Raw genomic sequence first — 16,602 nt, 5'->3', positions numbered from 1 at the left:
ACCTCCAAGACGCCACCGGGATGAGCATCAAGAAGATCGTCCGAACCCTACGACCCATCCAACAAATCCGCGTCCAAATCGCCGGCCACGAACACCTCGCCGAAGACCCCCTCACTCCAGCCACAGCCGCGGTCATCGCGGCCCTGGAAAGACCCGCTCAATGACACACCCCGCCGGCACGACTCAGGTCAGGCGGCGAGGGTCACCAGCCGGCGTTTCATCGCCTCCGCATACTGATCGGCGTCGAGACCGGCGATCAGGTGCCATAGCCCAGGTTCGACCTGGAGGGCCGCGGGCAGGCCGGCACGCGCCAGCGCTCAGGTGTATACGAGCCTCACATCGCCCACGAATAGCATTCGAATTAGGAAACGAGGATCGAGATGACGGAAAGGGCGAGCGCCATTGCGGAGATCAGCATAGCCCATACGGAGATGGTGAAGCTCTTGCTCTGCAACCTCGAGTTCTCAGTGTCAACTGATCGACCACCGAGTGCGTCTACCGAGAAGTTCCAGAAATTGTGGAGTTGCTCCTCTCGCATGCTGTTCATCTGGCTTTCCGCTGAGGCAGAGAATGAGGTCAGCATGGCTAGCTGCGCAGCATCGGCATCCTTCTTGGCGTATAGCATGTGTTGATAAACCGAGTTGATCAGGTTCATCCTCAGGAAATACCCGACACGCTCGTTGTAGTAGAGGTTAAGGCTAGGAATCGATATTCGAACGATATGCGTTCTTCCTGCCTTCCACAGTGAGTCGCTAATATCGCCGATGCGGAATGTATGGCTTCCTAGGAGGTTCTCGATGTTGCTTTCGAAGTTGGGAGTATTCTCGATCAACGCAATCACGTAGGAGTAGTACATGGTAACGACGCCGGCATTTCCTGCGACGGCCAATTCGTTAATGACCTTTATGACGCGGTCTTGGACGAACTCGCCGGAGTGCTCAAGGACGAAGGAGCGCACTTGGCGTTCATCTGCCTCCGGCACCTGGTCAAACTGATAGCGCAATATGACCCGGTGATGGTAGTAATACAACTCGATCGTCTGAAGCCCTGGCTTGTGAGGTAGGGTCGATAGTCGGTGCCGGAAACGTCCGAGACTTTCGCGCCCAGCGTTTGACTCCGTTAATCGGGTCTCCTCAATCCCGTTCTCTACACCAAGCACGCGGCCCCTGAGGACAACCAACTGTTCATCAGTGTAGACCAGTTGGTTGTCAACGAAGTTGAGCAGAATTGGCACATAAACCTCGACTCCGCTCACAGAGTTTCAGCCTTTAGTCTCAATACGATCTCTTGAATCGCTTTCTGGATCGTATCAACTTCGATCGGCGCCGAGATTCGATCACTCACACTAATAGATAGCGGAATAAGTTCCATGGCAGGGCCGTCGTTCTCGCTGTCCCCGACGTATGCGATTTCGTCGACCTTGAGACCTAAATCTGCCATAACCACGCGAATGCCGTCGGCTTTGGTGAACCCAGGTGTAATATCAAAACAATCGAGTTGCTCGAAGATCCGAAGCCCAGGAGCTTGCGAGATACGGTCACGGAGCAGGGACCGGAGCTCGACTTTAGTCTGCGTGTCGTAATAGAACACCGTCAGGGAAGCCTCGTTCGGCTGAAACCAGATGCGCTCGAAGTGCTCCGTGAGCTCCGTACGCAGCGCGGCGAGCAGATCCCGGTCCTGTTGCGACGGCGAGTGAAGGTGAAAGCGGTCGGGGGGAACATCCGAACCGTACTGGATCGAGAGTCCGGTCTCCCCTATGAGGATGGCGTCCTCAAGGCCCAACTGCCGCACGAGTCCAGCAAGGTAGTATGTCGGCTTCCCGGAGCACAATCCAACTTGCACGCCGCGTGCGACTAACCCCTGTAGCCCCTGACGCACGTCGTCCGGCACGGGCGCGCCGTTCTCGGCGAGGGTCCCGTCAAGGTCAAATAGCGCGAGCCGTAGCACCTGTCAAGCATAGGGGTTAGGAGACTCAGCAGAGAGACGTCGACTTGACTCGGAGGACTTCCAGGCCATCGCCGGTGCGGATCGTCACGGCATGCTGGGAGGGTTGCACTTCGACGATCTCGGTCCTTGACGGGCGCCAGCGGGATGTTGATCAGCGGATCGATGGAGAAGCACTCACCGACCATCTTGTTGGCAAAGACCGGAGCGGGACTTGTTCGATCGGGACCAGGATCCTGATCACAGGTGCGGTCAAGGCGACTGTTCGGGACGCACTTACTCCGGTTACGGCCGGACCTTTCCACGCGGAGTCACAACGATGGGCATCCGGGCCTGGCCGGCGGGCGTTGTGGAGGTGGCACCGGGTGGGGGTCCACGGATCGGTGCCCTGGCGACCGGGCGTGCACCCGCCAGCGCTCAGCGCAGCGATGCCTGCCAGCAGGCCCGCCCCGATGCTGCGTCTGCCCGTCATTGGTGCACGTTACGAGGGTGCTGATCGCCTGTGGAAGGGTTCAGGGATCGCCAAGTCGGCCCGGATGCGGAAGGATCACGGCATGGCTCAGCGCGTCCTCACGATCCTCGTCAGTGATCTCACCGGTCAGGACATTCCCGTCGGCGACGGCCGGACCGTGGAGTTCTCTGTCGACGGCCGGGACTATCGGCTGGATCTCTCGGACGCCGAGGCCCGGGCTTTCGATGCCGCCCTGTCCCCGTATGTCCGCGCCGCCCAGCGGGTCGGTGGCACCGCCCCGCCCGCGACGGGCCGCGTCGCACCACGGATCGAGAAGGCGCAGCTCGACGCGATGCGACGGTGGGCTCGCGCCAATGGCTACAACGTCTCGGACCGGGGGCGGATCTCGGCCGAGGTGCAGGCCGCGTACCACGCCAGCACGTCCCCCTGACCCGACCTTCCCGACGCGGTCTGCCCGCAATCAACTCAACAGTCCCTTCCGTCACTTCTGCCCCACGCGCCCCAATCGAGCGTGGCAATAACCAGGGGTAGATCGGTCAAACGTGCGCTGACCTGCGAAATTTCTGGGACGAAAAGTATTGACAGCGATGCATCGGGTGCTGTCAACCTAGGTGGCACCCCCCGAAGACTGGATGTCCGGCACCGTCGCCGCGAGCCGTCCTTCGACCCGCCTTCGCCCCCACGGAGACCCGCCGATGCCACACCCAGCCTCGCTCCGAAGCGTGCCCGCAGTCGTCGCCACCTTGGCCCTGACCGGCGTTGCCGCGCTGACGATGAGCCCGGCCCAGGCGGCGCCCAAGCCGGCCGCCCCCACGGCACAGCTCAACCCGTCCGGCAACTTCCTCAAGCTCTGGACCGCGGAATGGATGGGAAAGCACGACGCCTACACCGCCGCGACGGCCACCGCCCTTGCTCAGCGCGTCGACTACATCGCCGCGATGAAGGGCAAGTTCTCCGCCACCCTGCTGCCGGGGATGCGCGCCGCGAACCCCGACCTGCGCATCGGCGTCTATCGCAACGCGACCTTCGGCAACGCCGGCATGACCGAGGACCTCTACGCGCACGACGCCGGCGGCAACCGGATCCACGCGATCAAGTGGCCAACCACCTACCTGATGCAAATCGACTCCCCCGGCTGGAGCTCCACCCTGAACGCCTCCTGCGCCGACCTGATCGCGCGCAGCGGGTATGACGACTGTTACCTCGACGTCCTCGGCTACGGCCCGCTGACGTCGGTCTATCTCAACGCCAAGCCGGTCAACAAGGACGGCTCGCTCTGGACCCCCAACCAGTGGATCGCCGCATCGTCGAATCTCGCCCGCAATGTCAAGGCAGCAACCGGCGAGGGCGTCACCGGCAATGGGATCGGCACCGGCCGGCGCTACTGGAGCACCGATATGCCGTCCAAGCCGCTGATCCCGGCCACCGACCAGGTGGCGGCGGAAGGCTTCGTGCGGGACGCGCAGTCGTCGGTCACGGCATACCGCAATGAAGCGGAGTGGAAGAAGGACGTCGACATGCTCGTCGACTCCGAAGCCGCGGGCAAGGGCATGATGACGATGACCAAGCTCTGGATCACGGCGACGCCCGCGCAGGTCGACGCATGGCACGAGTACACGCTCGCGACCTTCCTGCTCGGCAGTGGCGGCAAGTCGAAGTTCTTCTTCCTGCGCAGCAAGGCCGACACCGGCTGGATGGACCACCCCTTCGACCTGATCAACCCCGGCACCCCGCTCGGCGGGTATCGCCCCGAAGGTGGCGTCTACAAGCGCGACTTCACCACCTCCCTGGTGCTGGTCAACCCGACCAAGGTGACCGCGACCGTCCCGCTCACGCGGACCTACACCACCTTGACCGGAGCCACGGTCTCCGGCTCGGTCACGCTGGCCCCCAACACCGCGCGGATCCTGCGCTTCTGAAGGCCTGCGGCGCCTGTCGTATGACGCTCCCGCGGATCGACCGGTAAGTCGGGAAGCCCGGGACATGACCTCGTCCTGGTCAGAAGTGGCGTCCCGCAGTCCGCGATCGAGGTCAAGCGCTCGACCGCACCCACCGTCGGCGCCGGTGTCCACCGCGCTTGCGCGGACTTGGGCGCAACGGCACGTTTTGTCGTCCATACCTCTGGGGCAAACGGCCGGCCGTATGCCGATTCCTCCGGTGTGGTGGTCATCGACCACCCGTCCCTGCCTGCCACCCTTCGGCCTGAGGCCCAAGGTTGACGTGGCCGGCCTGAGCCCGCACGTTGCGCTGTGCGCGAGGGCTCATCCCGAGCGCGATCACCCGAGCCGACGTTCCGCTTCAGAGCGCTCGTGCCGCCGGGCAGGTCAGGCCACGGCCAGGTGCCGGACCCGGAGAGCCGAGCCGGCGAGGGCGCTCGCCATCCGGCCATCGGTTGTCACCAACAAGGGCGCCCTGAGTGTTTCTGCCAGGTCGGCGTACGTTTTGCGACAGCGCGCTGAGGTTGTGCCGCCACCGCCACATTGCCGGCAGGAGCGGCCTTTTGTCCCACAGGACGATGGGAAGATCGGCCAGGTCGTCCAGGGCGGCTTGCCCGAGCCTGCAAGGTGGAGCAGCACAACCGGGGGGCCGGCGCGTCATACATGAGTATGGAGATCGTGACCAGTGATCGGGTGGGGATCGACCCCGCCCCGCCGGCGCGCGCGCCCACGATCGAGGATTTCCTCGCCGCGCATGGACGGGCGCTCTTCCGGCTCGCCTATCTGCTGACCGGCACGCGCGCAGATGCCGAGGATCTGCTTCACGACACCCTGGTCGATCTGCAGCGGGGGTGGCGCAAGATGGCCGCGGCAGCCGCCCCGTATGCCTACGCGCGGACGGCGCTGATGAATCGGCATACGTCCAATCGGCGGCGGCGTTCGGCGACCGAGATCCCGATCGATCCGGTCGCGCTACCCGAGTCCGCACAACCTGATCCAACTGCGCGTGTCGATAGTGATAACGCTCTGTGGCAACGACTTTCGACGCTCCCGCCGCGCATGCGCGAAGTTCTCGTGCTGCGCTATTACGAGGACCTGAGCGATCGACTGATCGCCGATGTCCTCGGCATCCGCCCCAGCGCGGTCCGCTCCACCGCCAGCCGCGCGCTAGCCATCCTGCGCGAGGAGAAATCGCGATGACCGACGACCTCGAAACCCGGCTCACCACCCTGCTGCGCGAGCGCGCCGACGACGTCGATATCGACCTTGACGTATGCCGTGCCCGCCTCGCCGCGGCCCCCACACCTCGCCCGGGGCGACGGTTCGTCGCGGGGGCCCTGGGGCTCGGGCTGGCTGCCGGGCTCGCCTCGGCGCTGGTGATCGGCAACGGCTGGTTGCCGGCCGACCGCACGACCGCGGGTGGGCCGACCGTGGCTTCCTTCGCGACGGGCGTCGCGACCACCGGTTCGCACGGCGCCGCGGCCCTGGCTGGCACCTGGCGGATCGCCACGATGGACGGGCGACGGGTGGCGGCCGACGCCGACGAGGGCACGCTCACGCTGGCCGAATCAGGGTGGTGGCGGGTCGACGCCGGTTGCGTGGCCGTTGGTGGCTGGTTCACCTGGGACGCGAAGACCGGGGGCTTCTCGCCGGGCGACTACACCCAGCCCGACCGGATGCCGCCGGCCAAGGACGAGTCGTGCTACCGCCCCAGCATCCTGAGCGCGATCTGGCCCGGCATGCGGCTCCTGCGCGAAGGTGGCGACCTGCGCGTGGTGGACGGTCAGGACAAGGAGTACCTTCGCCTGACCCGGACGGCCGGCCCGGCGCTCTTTGCGCCGCCGCGCCTGTCACAACTGCGGGGGCGCTATCGCGTAGCCAGCGCCTGGCTCGATGGCCGGCTACGCACGCTGCCGGGCAGTGCGGCCATCGTCGACCTTGGGGTGACCAATGAGGAGTTGGCGGCGGCATTCGGGCCGGCCGAGTGCCTCTGGTCCCAGTGGACTGTCGGTGTCAAGGCAACGGGACGGTTCTCCGAGACCCGAACAACAGGCGTTGCGGACGGGTTCTGCCGCAAGCCGCTCGCCGGATCGGACGCGGCCGCGGAGCAGCCATTCGGCCACGCCCAGGCGGTCGCCCTGGCCACTCAGGGGCGGCTGGTGGTCGGTGGCGACTCGGTCGCGGTGGGCCCCGACACCGTTGTCCTCCTCGGAAATGCCGGCGAAGTACTGATGACCTTGTCACGGACATAGGACCGAGCCACCCTGGGAGCAAAAGTCGGGGCCAACCGGCTGTCAGTCTGCTCCGTCATACTGACGCTTGCCTTTCGCACCCGACCCCGGAACCCGTATGCCTGCCTCTTCTCGTCCCAAGCCCGCCTCGCCGAGAGCGCCCAAGCCACCCAAGCGCAAGCGGCGCTGGCTGCGGCGCACGCTGTGGACGCTGTTCACGCTCGGCCTGATCGGCGCCGCCGGCCTGGTGATCGCCTATGCCATGACGCCGATCCCCAAGCCCAATGAGAAGGCGCTGCAGCAGTCCTCGACCATCTACTACAGCGACGGCAAGACGGTCATGGACCGCTTCGCCAACGTCAACCGGCAGATCGTCGGCCTCGACAAGGTGCCCAAGGACGTCCAAGAAGCATTTCTGGCGGCCGAGGACCGCAGCTTCTACCAGAACAACGGCATCTCGCCCAAGGGCATCGCCCGCTCGATCTGGGTCGGCCTCAAGGGCGGCCCGCAACAAGGCGGGTCGACGATCACCCAGCAGTACGTCAAGAACTACTACTTGACCCAAGACCGCACGATCACCCGCAAGGCGCGCGAGATCCTCATCTCGATCAAGATCGACCAGCAGGTCTCCAAGGACCAAATCCTGGCCGACTACCTCAACACCATCTACTTCGGCCGCGGGGCCTCGGGCATCCAGACCGCGTCCTTGGCCTACTTCGGCAAGTCCGTCCAGAATCTCGACGTCGCCCAGGGCGCCCTGCTCGCCTCGGTCATCCGCGGCCCGTCCTATTACGACCCGCGCCTGGGCGCCGAGCAGCTCACCAACGCCAAATCGCGGTGGGCCTACGTGATGGACGGCATGGTCAGCCAGGGCTGGCTGACCCCAGCCGAGCGCGCCGCCGCCAAGTTCCCCGAGACCAAACCGCTGACCAAGTCGAGCACCGCGACCGGCCCGGCCGGCTTCATCTCCGAGATGGTGCGCGCCGAGCTGACCACCAAGCTCCAGCTCACCGACGCCGACCTCGACCGGGGCGGCTACCGCATCGTGACCACGATCGACAAGCGTGCGCAGGATGCCGCCGTTGCCGCCGTCCAGGCCCGTATGCCGCAGGGTGTCGACGACCTGCACGTCGGCCTGGCTGCCATCGCCCCGGGCGACGGCGCCATCCGGGCGATGTACGGCGGCGCGCGCTACGGCTCCGGTGATCTCGGCTATTTCAACACCGCCACCCAGGCGGGCCTTCAGGCCGGGTCGACCTTCAAGGTCTGGACCCTGGTCGCTGCTCTTGAGCGCGGACTGCCCCTCTCGACCCGCTTCAACGCCAGCAGCCCGCAATTCTTCGAGCAGTTCAAGTCTGGCGAGGCCGGCGCGAGCGCGGCGGCCGCCGCGGGCGAGGTCCAGAACTTCGGCAACCACAACTACGGCGTCGTCGACATGGCGACCGCCACCGCGTTGTCGGCCAACACCTACTACGCCCAGCTCAATATCGAGGTCACGCCCGAGCGCACCCGCGAGGCCGCGCTCAAGGCCGGGATCATTGCAGCCGCGCCGCAGAAGGAGCTCGGCACCAACTACGCCAATGTCTTCGGCACCGACCTCGTGAGCGTGATCAACCAGGCCAACGCCTACGCAACCATCGCGGCGCAGGGCAAGAAGGCCGACCCCTACCTGATCGCCAGCGTCAAGGCCACCGGCGAGTTCGCCCTCAACTACAAGGCCAAGCCGTCGGTCAAGCAGGTCTTCGACCAGAACGTCATGCGAGACGCGATCCAGGCGATGAGCAAGGTCGTCCAGTCCGGCGGCACCGGCGCTGCGGCCGGCGCGCTCGGCCGTCCTGCAGCCGGCAAGACCGGCACGACCACCGACAACTACTCGGCGTGGTTCGACGGCTTTACCCCGGGCCAGCTCGCCGCGGCCGTCGGGATCTACAAGGGTGACGGCTCCCTGACCGAAGCCAACCGGATGAACAACATCCCGGGTGTGGGCGAGTTGACCGGTGGCACCGTCCCGGTCGGCATCTGGACCGACTTCATGCGCGGCGCCCTGGAGGGTCAGCCCGTTGCGGCTCTGCCGCCGGCCGGCAATGTTTCGGGGGGCACACCGACCATCGCCACCGCGGTGCCCTCCTCGTCCTCCTCCTCGTCTTCGTCCTCGTCGTCCTCCTCGTCCACCGACACGAGTTCGTCCAGCAGCGCCACCGACACGGCGACGACCACCGGCACCGGGACGACGACCGCGCCTCCCACCTCGGAAACGACGTCGGCGCCGCCCACGTCGACGGCACCGACAACCACGCAGCCGCCACAGACGACGGACTCCCCGAGCAGTTCGTCGGGCCCGATGCGTCCCGACGAGACCTCGACATCGACCGGCTGATGCCGATGCTCCCCGACGTCCTACCCGCGCTCGCGACCGCCCTCATGGGCGGGCCGCCCGGCCGGTATGCCTCGCCGAACGGCTGGTGGCGGCGTATCGCCCTGCGACTGGTCGCCCTCATCTCGGTCCCGATGATGCTCGCGGTCCTGCAGCGCGAGCACTGCATCCGCTTCGGCTGGAGCGGGGACGATCAGTTCTTCCGGGAGTGCTTCTCCGACCTGCCGGCGCAGTACTCCATCGGTGGGCTGAACACGGGTTTCGGCGGCTACCTGGCCGGGCAGGCGCACCTGACCGAGCCGGTGCTGTCCGGCTCGGTCATGAGCCTGCTCGGGGGGCTCGTGCCGGGCGGGAGCGCGCTAGAGCAGTCGCGCTTCTACTTCTTCTACTGGGTCGCCCTGATCACGCTGCTTCTGGCCGCGACCGTCTGGTGCGTGATCCAGCTCGCCCCGGACGACCTGCAGGCGGCGGCCCAGACGGCGCTGTCGCCGGTCATCGTGCTGGCCGCCGTGCTGTCCACCGATGCGCTCGCCGTGGCGCTCGTCGCTGGCGCCCTGCTGGCCTGGCGCCGCGACAAGCTCACCCTCACCGGCATCCTGCTCGGGCTCGGGGCGCTGACCCGCGGCTATGTGCTCTTCGTGGCGATCGCGCTCTATCTGGCCGCCTGGCGTTCGGACGATCTCGCGCGCGCCTACCGCGCCCTGCTGGCCGCGGCCACGACCATGCTGGTCGTCTGCGCAGCCTTCGCCATCGTCGCCCCGGATGCGCTCGCCGCGTCCTATCTGAGCTGGTGGAGCGGCGGGGCGGGCTATGGCTCGCCCTGGTTGATCCCGGCTATCGCGACCTACACCCTGCCCGCCTGGGGCGTGACGCTGCTGGCACTGGCCGGCTGGGGCATCGCGGGCTTCGTGGGCTGGGTCTTCGTCCGCGACGCCTATCGCCCGCCGACCTGGGCGCAAACCGCCCTCGTCGTCACCGCGATGGGCCTGATGGTCGGCAAGGCGATGCCGGTCCAGGCTTCCCTCGTGCTCGTGGTGCTGGCTGCTGTGTCCGGCATCCGCTGGCGTGACTCGCTGATCTGGGCCGGGGCCGAAGCCCTGCACTTCGTCGCCATCTGGCTCTATGTCGGCGCCCTGACCCATGCCGACCGCGCCCTCCCCGGCCCCTGGTATGCCGCCTTCCTCCTGATCCGGATCGCCGGCATCACCTGGCTGGTGACCCGCGTCTGGGACGCCTCGCACTACCCCTCCCGTCACCACGCCCGTGACGTCCCAGCGCGCAGCGCGGAAACGGCCGACGCGGAGCTCGTCAGCCCCTGACCCACCCGCCCGGCGTCGCGCGATTGGGACCTATGCCGATCCCTCCGTTACCCTTGGCAGGTTGCCCGCGCGAGTGCGCGGCATACGACCCTCCTGTCACGGACCGACCGTGACCGCTCTCAGACCAGAGGAGGCGGATTCTCCGCATGCGTCAATACGAACTGATGGTCATCGTCGACCCCGAGGTCGACGACCGCCAGGTCGGCACCACCATCGACAAATTCCTACAGGTGGTCAAGAACGACGGTGGCACCGTCGACAAGGTCGACGTCTGGGGACGTCGTCGCTTGGCCTACCCGATCAAGAAGAAGGACGAGGGCAGCTATGTCGTCGCCAACTTCACCTCCGAGCCCGCGACCGCCAAGGAGCTGGACCGTCAGCTCGGGCTGTCCGAGTTGATCATGCGCACCAAGCTGCTGCGCGCCGACGCCTGATCCTCGTTAGGACACCCACATGGCAGGCGAGACCACCATCACCGTCATCGGCAACCTGACCGGTGACCCGGAGTTGCGTTTCACGCCCTCGGGCGCGGCCGTCGCGAACTTCACCGTCGCGTCCACGCCGCGCACCTTCGATCGCCAGAGCAACGAGTGGAAGGACGGGGAGACCCTGTTCATGCGCTGCTCGGTCTGGCGCGAGGTGGCCGAGAATGTCGCGGAATCCCTGCACCGGGGCACCCGCGTCATCGTCTCCGGTCGTCTGAAGTCGCGGTCCTACGAGACCAAGGAAGGCGAGAAGCGCACCGTCATCGAGATGGACGTCGACGAAGTCGGCCCCTCGCTGCGCTACGCGACGACCAAGGTCAACCGCACCCAGCGCAGTGGTGGCGGCAACTTCGGCGGTGGCGGCGGCCAGCAGGAGGACCCCTGGGCCGGCGGTGGCAACACCGGTGGCCAGGGCGGCAGCTCCGGCGGCGGCTGGGGTAGCAACTCCGGCGGCCAGAGCGCGGGAGGCAACTCCGGTAGCTGGGGCTCGCCTTCCGGTGGCAACTCCGGCAACTCCGGTGGCGGCAATTCCGGGGGCAACTCCGGCGGCTGGGGCAACGCCCCGTCCTACGACGAACCCCCATTTTGATGTTGTTTTGATTTCTCGCCTCATCGGCTCGTGGGATCTGCCCGCTTCGCGTCGCAGTTCCCGCTCGCCGATCGTCGAGAAACCGCGAGTCGGTTCGCGTCGTGGTCACCTCGCCGCTGCGCGCTCACCGCTCACCCACGTGTAAGTCACCCATCCCGAGTCAACCGCTCGGGCTCTTCACCTAAGAAGGAGAGCACCACGATGGCAAAGCCCGTTGTGCGTCGGCCCAAGAAGAAGGCCAACCCCCTGAAGTCCGCGAAGATCGAGAACATCGACTACAAGGACGCCGCGCTGCTGCGCAAGTTCATCTCCGACCGCGGCAAGATCCGCGCCCGCCGCGTGACCGGTGTCTCGGTCCAGGAGCAGCGCCTGATCGCCAACGCTGTCAAGAATGCCCGCGAGATGGCGCTGCTGCCCTACAGCAGCTCCTCGCGCTGACGCCCGGATCGAAGGAGAAACCCCAGATGAAGGTCATCCTCACCCACGAGGTCACCGGCCTCGGCGGCGCCGGCAATGTCGTCGACGTCAAGCCCGGGTATGCCCGCAACTTCCTCTTCCGTCGTGGCCTGGCCACCGCGTGGAGCGTGGGCGCGCAGAAGCAGATCGACGCGATCGCCAAGAACCGCGAGACCCGCGCCGTGAAGTCCCTCGAAGAAGCCCAGTCCATCAAGGGCAACCTCGAGGCCAAGACGGTCACCGTCAAGGCCCACGCCGGCAAGGAGGGCCGCCTCTTCGGCGCCGTCTCCACCGGTGACATCGTCGCGGCCGTCAAGGCCGCGGGCGGTCCGGACCTCGACCGACGCAAGGTGGAGGTCCCCACCCCCATCAAGGCGACCGGCACGCACAAGGCGACCGTCCGCCTGCACGCCGATGTCCTCGCCAACCTGACCTTGGACGTCGTCGCCGGCTGACCCGGCATACGGCACGTATGCCGTGCACGCGAGGCGCCCCGACAGCGGCTACACCGTTGTCGGGGCGTCGCGCTACTCTCCGACGCATCCCCTACGACGAGGACTGCCCATGGATATCACCGCGGCCGAGCTGATCGCCGAGATCGAGGCATCGCCCGACGGCCCCGGCGTCGGGGCGTTCTTCGACCTCGACGGCACGATCGTCCAGGGCTACACCGCCACCACCTTGTATGCCGATCGCCTCCGCCGCGGCGACGTCGGTCCCCTGGAGTTCGCCAAGACCCTCGTCGCCGCGGTCGACGGCAGCGTGCTCGGGGGTGACCCGCAGATCATGGGCGAGGTCAGCTTCGCCGGTCTCAAGGGCCGCACGGTCGATGAGGTCGCCGAGTTCGGGCAGCGGGTCTTCACCACCAAGATCGCCGGCACCATCCGCCCGGAAGCACGCGACATCGTCCGGGCCCACCTGCGCAAGGGCCACACCATTGCCGTTGCCTCGTCCGCCACGCGGATGCAGATCGAGCCGGTCGCCAACGACCTCGGCATCCCGCACGTCATTTGCACCGAACTCGAGGACGAGGACGGCGTCCTCACCGGCAAGACCACGACGGGCATGCTGTGGGGCGAGAACAAGGCCGGCGGGGTGCGCGCCTTCGCCAAGAAGCACAAGGTCGACCTCGCATCGAGCTTTGCCTATGGCAACGGGCAAGAGGACATCGCCTTCCTCGCCACCGTCGGGCGTCCCCATCCGCTCAACCCGCATCCGGTGCTCCGCAAGGCTGCCGAGCTCGCCCATTGGCCCGTCGTGGTGCTGCGCGACCCCGCCTCCGCGGGCCTGCGGTCGTATGCCGGCACACTCGCCGCGATGGGCGGCATCAACCTCGGCCTCGGCGTCGGTGCAGCCGTCGGCGTCCTTCGGCGCAGCCGGCAGGAGGGCATGAACGCGGGCGTCGCGCTAGCGTCAAAGCTCGGCTTCGGGCTGGCCGGCGTCGAGCTCAACATCCAGGGCGAAGAGAATCTCCTTGCGGCCCGACCGGCCGTCTTCATCGGCAACCACCAGAGCTCGCTCGACCCGCTTGTCGCCGGCGCCCTGTTGGAGAGGGACTTCACCGCGGTCGCCAAGGCCGAGGCCAAGCGCGACCCGCGGATGTTCCTGATGAATCTCATCCTCAACCCGGCCTTCATCGATCGCGGCGACAACGCCAAGGCGGTCGCGACCCTGGCGCAAGTCACCGAGCGAATCCGCTCGGGCACATCGCTGTTGATTTTCCCCGAGGGCACCCGCTCGTCGACCCAGCGGCTCGGGCGCTTCAAGAAGGGCGCCTTCCACATGGCCATGGAGGCGGGGGTGCCGATCGTGCCGATCGTCTTCCGCAACACCGGCGACCTGATGTGGCGCCGCTCCCTGGTCATCAACCCCGGCACCGTGGATGTCGTTGTCCTGGAACCCATTCCGACCGACACGTGGACCAAGGACACGCTCGATCAGCACATCGCCGAGGTGCGTCAACTCTTTGTCGACACCCTGGACAACTGGCCCACCAAGGAGAATGCATGAGCGCGCGCAAGCCCAAGGTCACCGTCCTCGGCGGGGGGTCGTGGGGCACCGCGGTCGCGTCGATCGCGGCCCGCAACACCGAAGTCCTGCAGTGGCTGCGCGACCCCGACATCGCCGAGGCCATCAACACCAAGCACGAGAACCCGCGCTATCTGCCCGGCATGACGCTCACCCGCTCGCTGCGGGCGACCGCTGACCTCGATCAGGCCGTTGCGGCTGCCGACGTCATTGTCGCCGCCGTCCCCTCGCAGCACCTGCGCGGAGTGTTGGAGTCGGTGGGCGAGCATGTGCGCCCGTGGATCCCGGTCGTCTCGCTGGTCAAAGGCCTAGAGCAGGGGACCTCGAAGCGGATGACCGAGATCATCAACGAGGTGCTCCCCGGCCATCCGGCTGGGGTGCTGTCCGGGCCCAATATCGCCAAGGAGGTCGTCGCCGGGTATGCCGCGGCGGCCACCATCGCGATGCCCGACCTGACGACGGCCACGATGCTGCAGGGGCTCTTCCATGTGCCGTGGTATCGGGTCTACACCAGCGAGGACGTCCTCGGCGTCGAGATCGCGGGCGCGCTGAAGAACCCGTTGGCGATCGCGGTCGGCTTTGGCGACGGTCTCGGTGCGGGCGACAACACCCGCGCCATGGTCATCACCCGGGCCCTGCACGAGCTGACCCGGTTGGGCGTCGCGATGGGCGGGCGGCCCGAGACCTTCACCGGCCTGGCCGGCATGGGTGACCTGATCGCCACCTGCACCAGCCCGCTCTCGCGCAATCGCACGGTCGGCTACGAGCTCGGCCGCGGCAAGACCCTGGACGACATCATCGCCGGGATGAATCAAGTGGCGGAGGGCGTCAAGAGCGCGGGCGTCGTCGTGTCCTTGGCGCGCGCACACGGCGTGGACACCCCGATCTTCGACGAGGTCGACGCCGTCATCAACCACGGCAAATCGGTCGAGTCGACCTACCGAGGATTGCTGCGCGAGGCACCCGGGCACGAAGTCCACGGAGAGGGGTGGTGACCATGGCGGGCGAGCGAACGGCATACGACCCGTCGCGGGCGAACGCGGAGGCGTGGGCGCACGCGAGCGAGTGGGGCGCGGCGCGTCGGATGAACGACCTCGAGACGCTGATGTGGCGCAGTGAGCGCCACCCCGCGCATTCGTCGACGACAGCGGCGCTGCTCATGCTCGACACGGCCCCGGACTGGGCGCGGTTCCGGGCCGCGCACGAATGGGCAGGCCGGCTGATCCCGCGGATGCGGCAGCGGGTCCAGGAGTCGGCCCTGCCGATCGGGGCACCCGGGTGGGTGAGCGACGACAACTTCGACCTCGACTACCACCTGCGCCGGGTGCGGGTGCCCGCCCCAGGCGGTATGCCGCAGTTGCTCGCCTTCGCGCAGAGTGCCGCGATGGTGCCCTTCGACCGGAGCCGGCCGCTGTGGGAGGGGACCTTGATCGAAGGCCTGCCCGATGGCAAGGCGGCCTATCTGCTCAAGCTGCACCACTCCCTGACCGATGGCCTCGGTAGCGTGCAGCTGTTGTCCCTCTTGCAGAGCCGCACCCGCGAGCACACGCCCGACAAGCCGGTTGCGCGCTCGGCCGAGGGCGCCGACCCGAGTGCCAACGACCTGGCGATCGACACCATCAACCATCAAGTGCGGGCCATGCCGTCGGCGGCGTCGAAGCTGGTGTCTGCCGGGGTCCAGGCGCTCACGAATCCGCGCGGCACCACCGACTCCGCCCTGCGTTTTGTCGCGTCCGCGCGGCGCACGGCCATCCCAGCAGCCAAGGGGTCCCCGCTCTTCGAGGGCCGCACGGGTGCGGCCTGGCGCTTCGGGGTGCTCGAATGCGAGTTGGCCGACCTCAAGGCCGCGGCCAGGGCGGCCTCCGGCTCGGTCAACGACGCCTATATCGCCGCGCTCCTGGGCGGGATGCGGATCTACCACGAGCAGCACGGCCTCTCCCTGCGGTCGCTGCCCATGGTGATGCCGGTCAGCCTGCGCCGCGACGACGACCCGATGGGCGGCAACAAGTGGGCGGGCGCGATGTTCGCGGGGCCGATGGGCATCACCGACCCCGCCGAGCGGATCGCCGTGCTGCGCGGGCTCGTGCTCTCCTTGCGGGTCGAGCCGGCCCTGGACTCCTTCTCCTTCCTCGCGCCGATCGCCAATCTGCTGCCCTCGGGGGTCGGGGCAGCCGCCGCCAAGGTGTCGGCGTCAGCCGATATGTCGGCCTCGAATGTGCCCGGCTTGCCCTATCAGACCTATATGGCCGGGGCCAAGGTCGAGCGGGTTTTCCCCTTCGGCCCCCTCCCCGGCGTCGCCGTCATGGCCGCGATGGTCACCCACGGCGGCACGTGCGGCGTCGGCTTCAATATGGACGGCTCGGTCATCCACGACACCGACCGGTTGGTTGAGTGCATGGGCGACGGGTTCGAGGAAGTCCTCGCCCTCGGCGGCTGAGGCCGGCGTCCGGGTACGGTCGGCGGATGCGCATGTTCGTGGCCGTCATCCCGCCTGCGGAGGTGATCGAGGATCTGGAGGAGTTCTTGGAACCGCGCCGCGAGGCGGGCACCGACCTGCGCTGGACCGATCCCGAGCAGCTGCACCTGACGCTCGCCTTCCTCCCCGAGGTGAGCACGGCCAGCGTGGACCGGCTGATCGACGCCCTCGGTGACCGGCTGGCCTGCGTGCCGGCACTTGCCGTCCGCCTGGCCGAGGGCGGCGCCTTCCCCAACCCGTATGCCGCGCGGGTCCTCTTCGCCGGCGTCGCCGGCGCCGAGGGTCGGCTGG

The 16,602-nt window shown here is 67.3% G+C and carries 16 protein-coding genes; 14 read left to right on the top strand and 2 right to left on the bottom strand.

What is annotated here, in order from left to right; translation table 11 throughout:
• Positions 1-361 precede the first annotated feature (361 nt).
• Positions 362-1,255 (bottom strand): hypothetical protein, encoded by an 894-nt coding sequence (locus PKH97_RS05375; RefSeq protein ID WP_324386377.1) that lies wholly within the window; start codon positions 1,253-1,255, stop codon positions 362-364.
• The gene (locus PKH97_RS05370) at positions 1,252-1,947 is read right to left on the bottom strand and encodes an HAD family hydrolase (RefSeq protein ID WP_324386376.1); all 696 of its coding nucleotides are present in this window, start codon (positions 1,945-1,947) and stop codon (positions 1,252-1,254) included. Before PKH97_RS05370 ends, PKH97_RS05375 begins: the two co-directional genes overlap by 4 nt.
• A gap of 551 nt (positions 1,948-2,498) precedes the next feature.
• Here PKH97_RS05370 and PKH97_RS05365 point away from each other — a divergent pair.
• The 14 genes from PKH97_RS05365 to thpR all read left to right on the top strand — a co-directional run.
• A complete protein-coding gene (locus PKH97_RS05365) occupies positions 2,499-2,846 on the top strand; it encodes an Lsr2 family protein (RefSeq protein WP_324386375.1) in 348 nt (115 codons plus the stop codon).
• A gap of 292 nt (positions 2,847-3,138) precedes the next feature.
• Positions 3,139-4,335, top strand: coding sequence for a putative glycoside hydrolase (locus tag PKH97_RS05360; protein ID WP_324386374.1), 1,197 nt, complete (start codon positions 3,139-3,141; stop codon positions 4,333-4,335).
• 681 nt (positions 4,336-5,016) lie between these two features.
• The gene (locus PKH97_RS05355) at positions 5,017-5,553 is read left to right on the top strand and encodes a SigE family RNA polymerase sigma factor (RefSeq protein ID WP_324386373.1); all 537 of its coding nucleotides are present in this window, start codon (positions 5,017-5,019) and stop codon (positions 5,551-5,553) included.
• The gene (locus PKH97_RS05350; protein ID WP_324386372.1) at positions 5,550-6,605 is read left to right on the top strand and encodes a hypothetical protein; all 1,056 of its coding nucleotides are present in this window, start codon (positions 5,550-5,552) and stop codon (positions 6,603-6,605) included. Before PKH97_RS05355 ends, PKH97_RS05350 begins: the two co-directional genes overlap by 4 nt.
• Positions 6,606-6,702: 97 nt before the next feature.
• The gene (locus PKH97_RS05345; protein WP_324386371.1) at positions 6,703-8,961 is read left to right on the top strand and encodes a transglycosylase domain-containing protein; all 2,259 of its coding nucleotides are present in this window, start codon (positions 6,703-6,705) and stop codon (positions 8,959-8,961) included.
• Positions 8,961-10,277, top strand: a complete 1,317-nt coding sequence (locus PKH97_RS05340) for a hypothetical protein (protein ID WP_324386370.1) — start codon at positions 8,961-8,963, stop codon at positions 10,275-10,277. Before PKH97_RS05345 ends, PKH97_RS05340 begins: the two co-directional genes overlap by 1 nt.
• A 146-nt stretch (positions 10,278-10,423) precedes the next feature.
• Positions 10,424-10,711 carry a 30S ribosomal protein S6 gene (gene rpsF / locus PKH97_RS05335; RefSeq protein WP_324386369.1) on the top strand — a complete coding sequence of 96 codons (288 nt, stop codon included), beginning with the start codon at positions 10,424-10,426 and terminating at the stop codon, positions 10,709-10,711.
• A 19-nt stretch (positions 10,712-10,730) separates the two neighbouring features.
• On the top strand, positions 10,731-11,351 hold the full coding sequence (locus PKH97_RS05330) for a single-stranded DNA-binding protein (protein WP_324386368.1): 621 nt from the start codon (positions 10,731-10,733) through the stop codon (positions 11,349-11,351).
• Between the two features lie 201 nt (positions 11,352-11,552).
• The gene (gene rpsR, locus PKH97_RS05325) at positions 11,553-11,789 is read left to right on the top strand and encodes a 30S ribosomal protein S18 (protein ID WP_324386367.1); all 237 of its coding nucleotides are present in this window, start codon (positions 11,553-11,555) and stop codon (positions 11,787-11,789) included.
• 26 nt (positions 11,790-11,815) lie between these two features.
• Entirely contained in the window at positions 11,816-12,262 is a 447-nt protein-coding gene (gene rplI, locus PKH97_RS05320) for a 50S ribosomal protein L9 (protein ID WP_324386366.1), read from the top strand.
• Between the two features lie 109 nt (positions 12,263-12,371).
• Positions 12,372-13,817, top strand: a complete 1,446-nt coding sequence (locus PKH97_RS05315) for an HAD-IB family hydrolase (protein ID WP_324386365.1) — start codon at positions 12,372-12,374, stop codon at positions 13,815-13,817.
• Positions 13,814-14,830, top strand: coding sequence for an NAD(P)H-dependent glycerol-3-phosphate dehydrogenase (locus PKH97_RS05310; RefSeq protein WP_324386364.1), 1,017 nt, complete (start codon positions 13,814-13,816; stop codon positions 14,828-14,830). The genes PKH97_RS05315 and PKH97_RS05310 overlap by 4 nt, the downstream gene beginning before the upstream one ends.
• A 2-nt stretch (positions 14,831-14,832) precedes the next feature.
• On the top strand, positions 14,833-16,272 hold the full coding sequence (locus PKH97_RS05305; protein ID WP_324386378.1) for a wax ester/triacylglycerol synthase domain-containing protein: 1,440 nt from the start codon (positions 14,833-14,835) through the stop codon (positions 16,270-16,272).
• A 26-nt stretch (positions 16,273-16,298) separates the two neighbouring features.
• Positions 16,299-16,602: RNA 2',3'-cyclic phosphodiesterase (gene thpR, locus PKH97_RS05300; protein ID WP_324386363.1), on the top strand; the 304-nt coding region annotated here is incomplete at its 3' end.

Source organism: Nostocoides sp. (genome assembly GCF_035343835.1).
GTDB lineage: Bacteria > Actinomycetota > Actinomycetes > Actinomycetales > Dermatophilaceae > Nostocoides_A > Nostocoides_A vanveenii.
The sequence above is the reverse complement of the archived record's forward strand: the minus strand, read 5'-3'. Positions and strand labels throughout refer to the sequence as shown.

What these genes read in the sequence shown, in the direction of transcription:
- PKH97_RS05365 (WP_324386375.1), top strand. Translation starts at nt 2,499, where the DNA reads ATGGCTCAGCGCGTCCTCACGATCCTCGTCAGTGATCTCACCGGTCAG.
- PKH97_RS05355 (WP_324386373.1), top strand. Translation starts at nt 5,017, where the DNA reads ATGAGTATGGAGATCGTGACCAGTGATCGGGTGGGGATCGACCCCGCC.
- PKH97_RS05350 (WP_324386372.1), top strand. Translation starts at nt 5,550, where the DNA reads ATGACCGACGACCTCGAAACCCGGCTCACCACCCTGCTGCGCGAGCGC.
- PKH97_RS05345 (WP_324386371.1), top strand. Translation starts at nt 6,703, where the DNA reads ATGCCTGCCTCTTCTCGTCCCAAGCCCGCCTCGCCGAGAGCGCCCAAG.
- PKH97_RS05340 (WP_324386370.1), top strand. Translation starts at nt 8,961, where the DNA reads ATGCCGATGCTCCCCGACGTCCTACCCGCGCTCGCGACCGCCCTCATG.
- rpsF (WP_324386369.1), top strand. Translation starts at nt 10,424, where the DNA reads ATGCGTCAATACGAACTGATGGTCATCGTCGACCCCGAGGTCGACGAC.
- PKH97_RS05330 (WP_324386368.1), top strand. Translation starts at nt 10,731, where the DNA reads ATGGCAGGCGAGACCACCATCACCGTCATCGGCAACCTGACCGGTGAC.
- rpsR (WP_324386367.1), top strand. Translation starts at nt 11,553, where the DNA reads ATGGCAAAGCCCGTTGTGCGTCGGCCCAAGAAGAAGGCCAACCCCCTG.
- rplI (WP_324386366.1), top strand. Translation starts at nt 11,816, where the DNA reads ATGAAGGTCATCCTCACCCACGAGGTCACCGGCCTCGGCGGCGCCGGC.
- PKH97_RS05315 (WP_324386365.1), top strand. Translation starts at nt 12,372, where the DNA reads ATGGATATCACCGCGGCCGAGCTGATCGCCGAGATCGAGGCATCGCCC.
- PKH97_RS05310 (WP_324386364.1), top strand. Translation starts at nt 13,814, where the DNA reads ATGAGCGCGCGCAAGCCCAAGGTCACCGTCCTCGGCGGGGGGTCGTGG.
- PKH97_RS05305 (WP_324386378.1), top strand. Translation starts at nt 14,833, where the DNA reads ATGGCGGGCGAGCGAACGGCATACGACCCGTCGCGGGCGAACGCGGAG.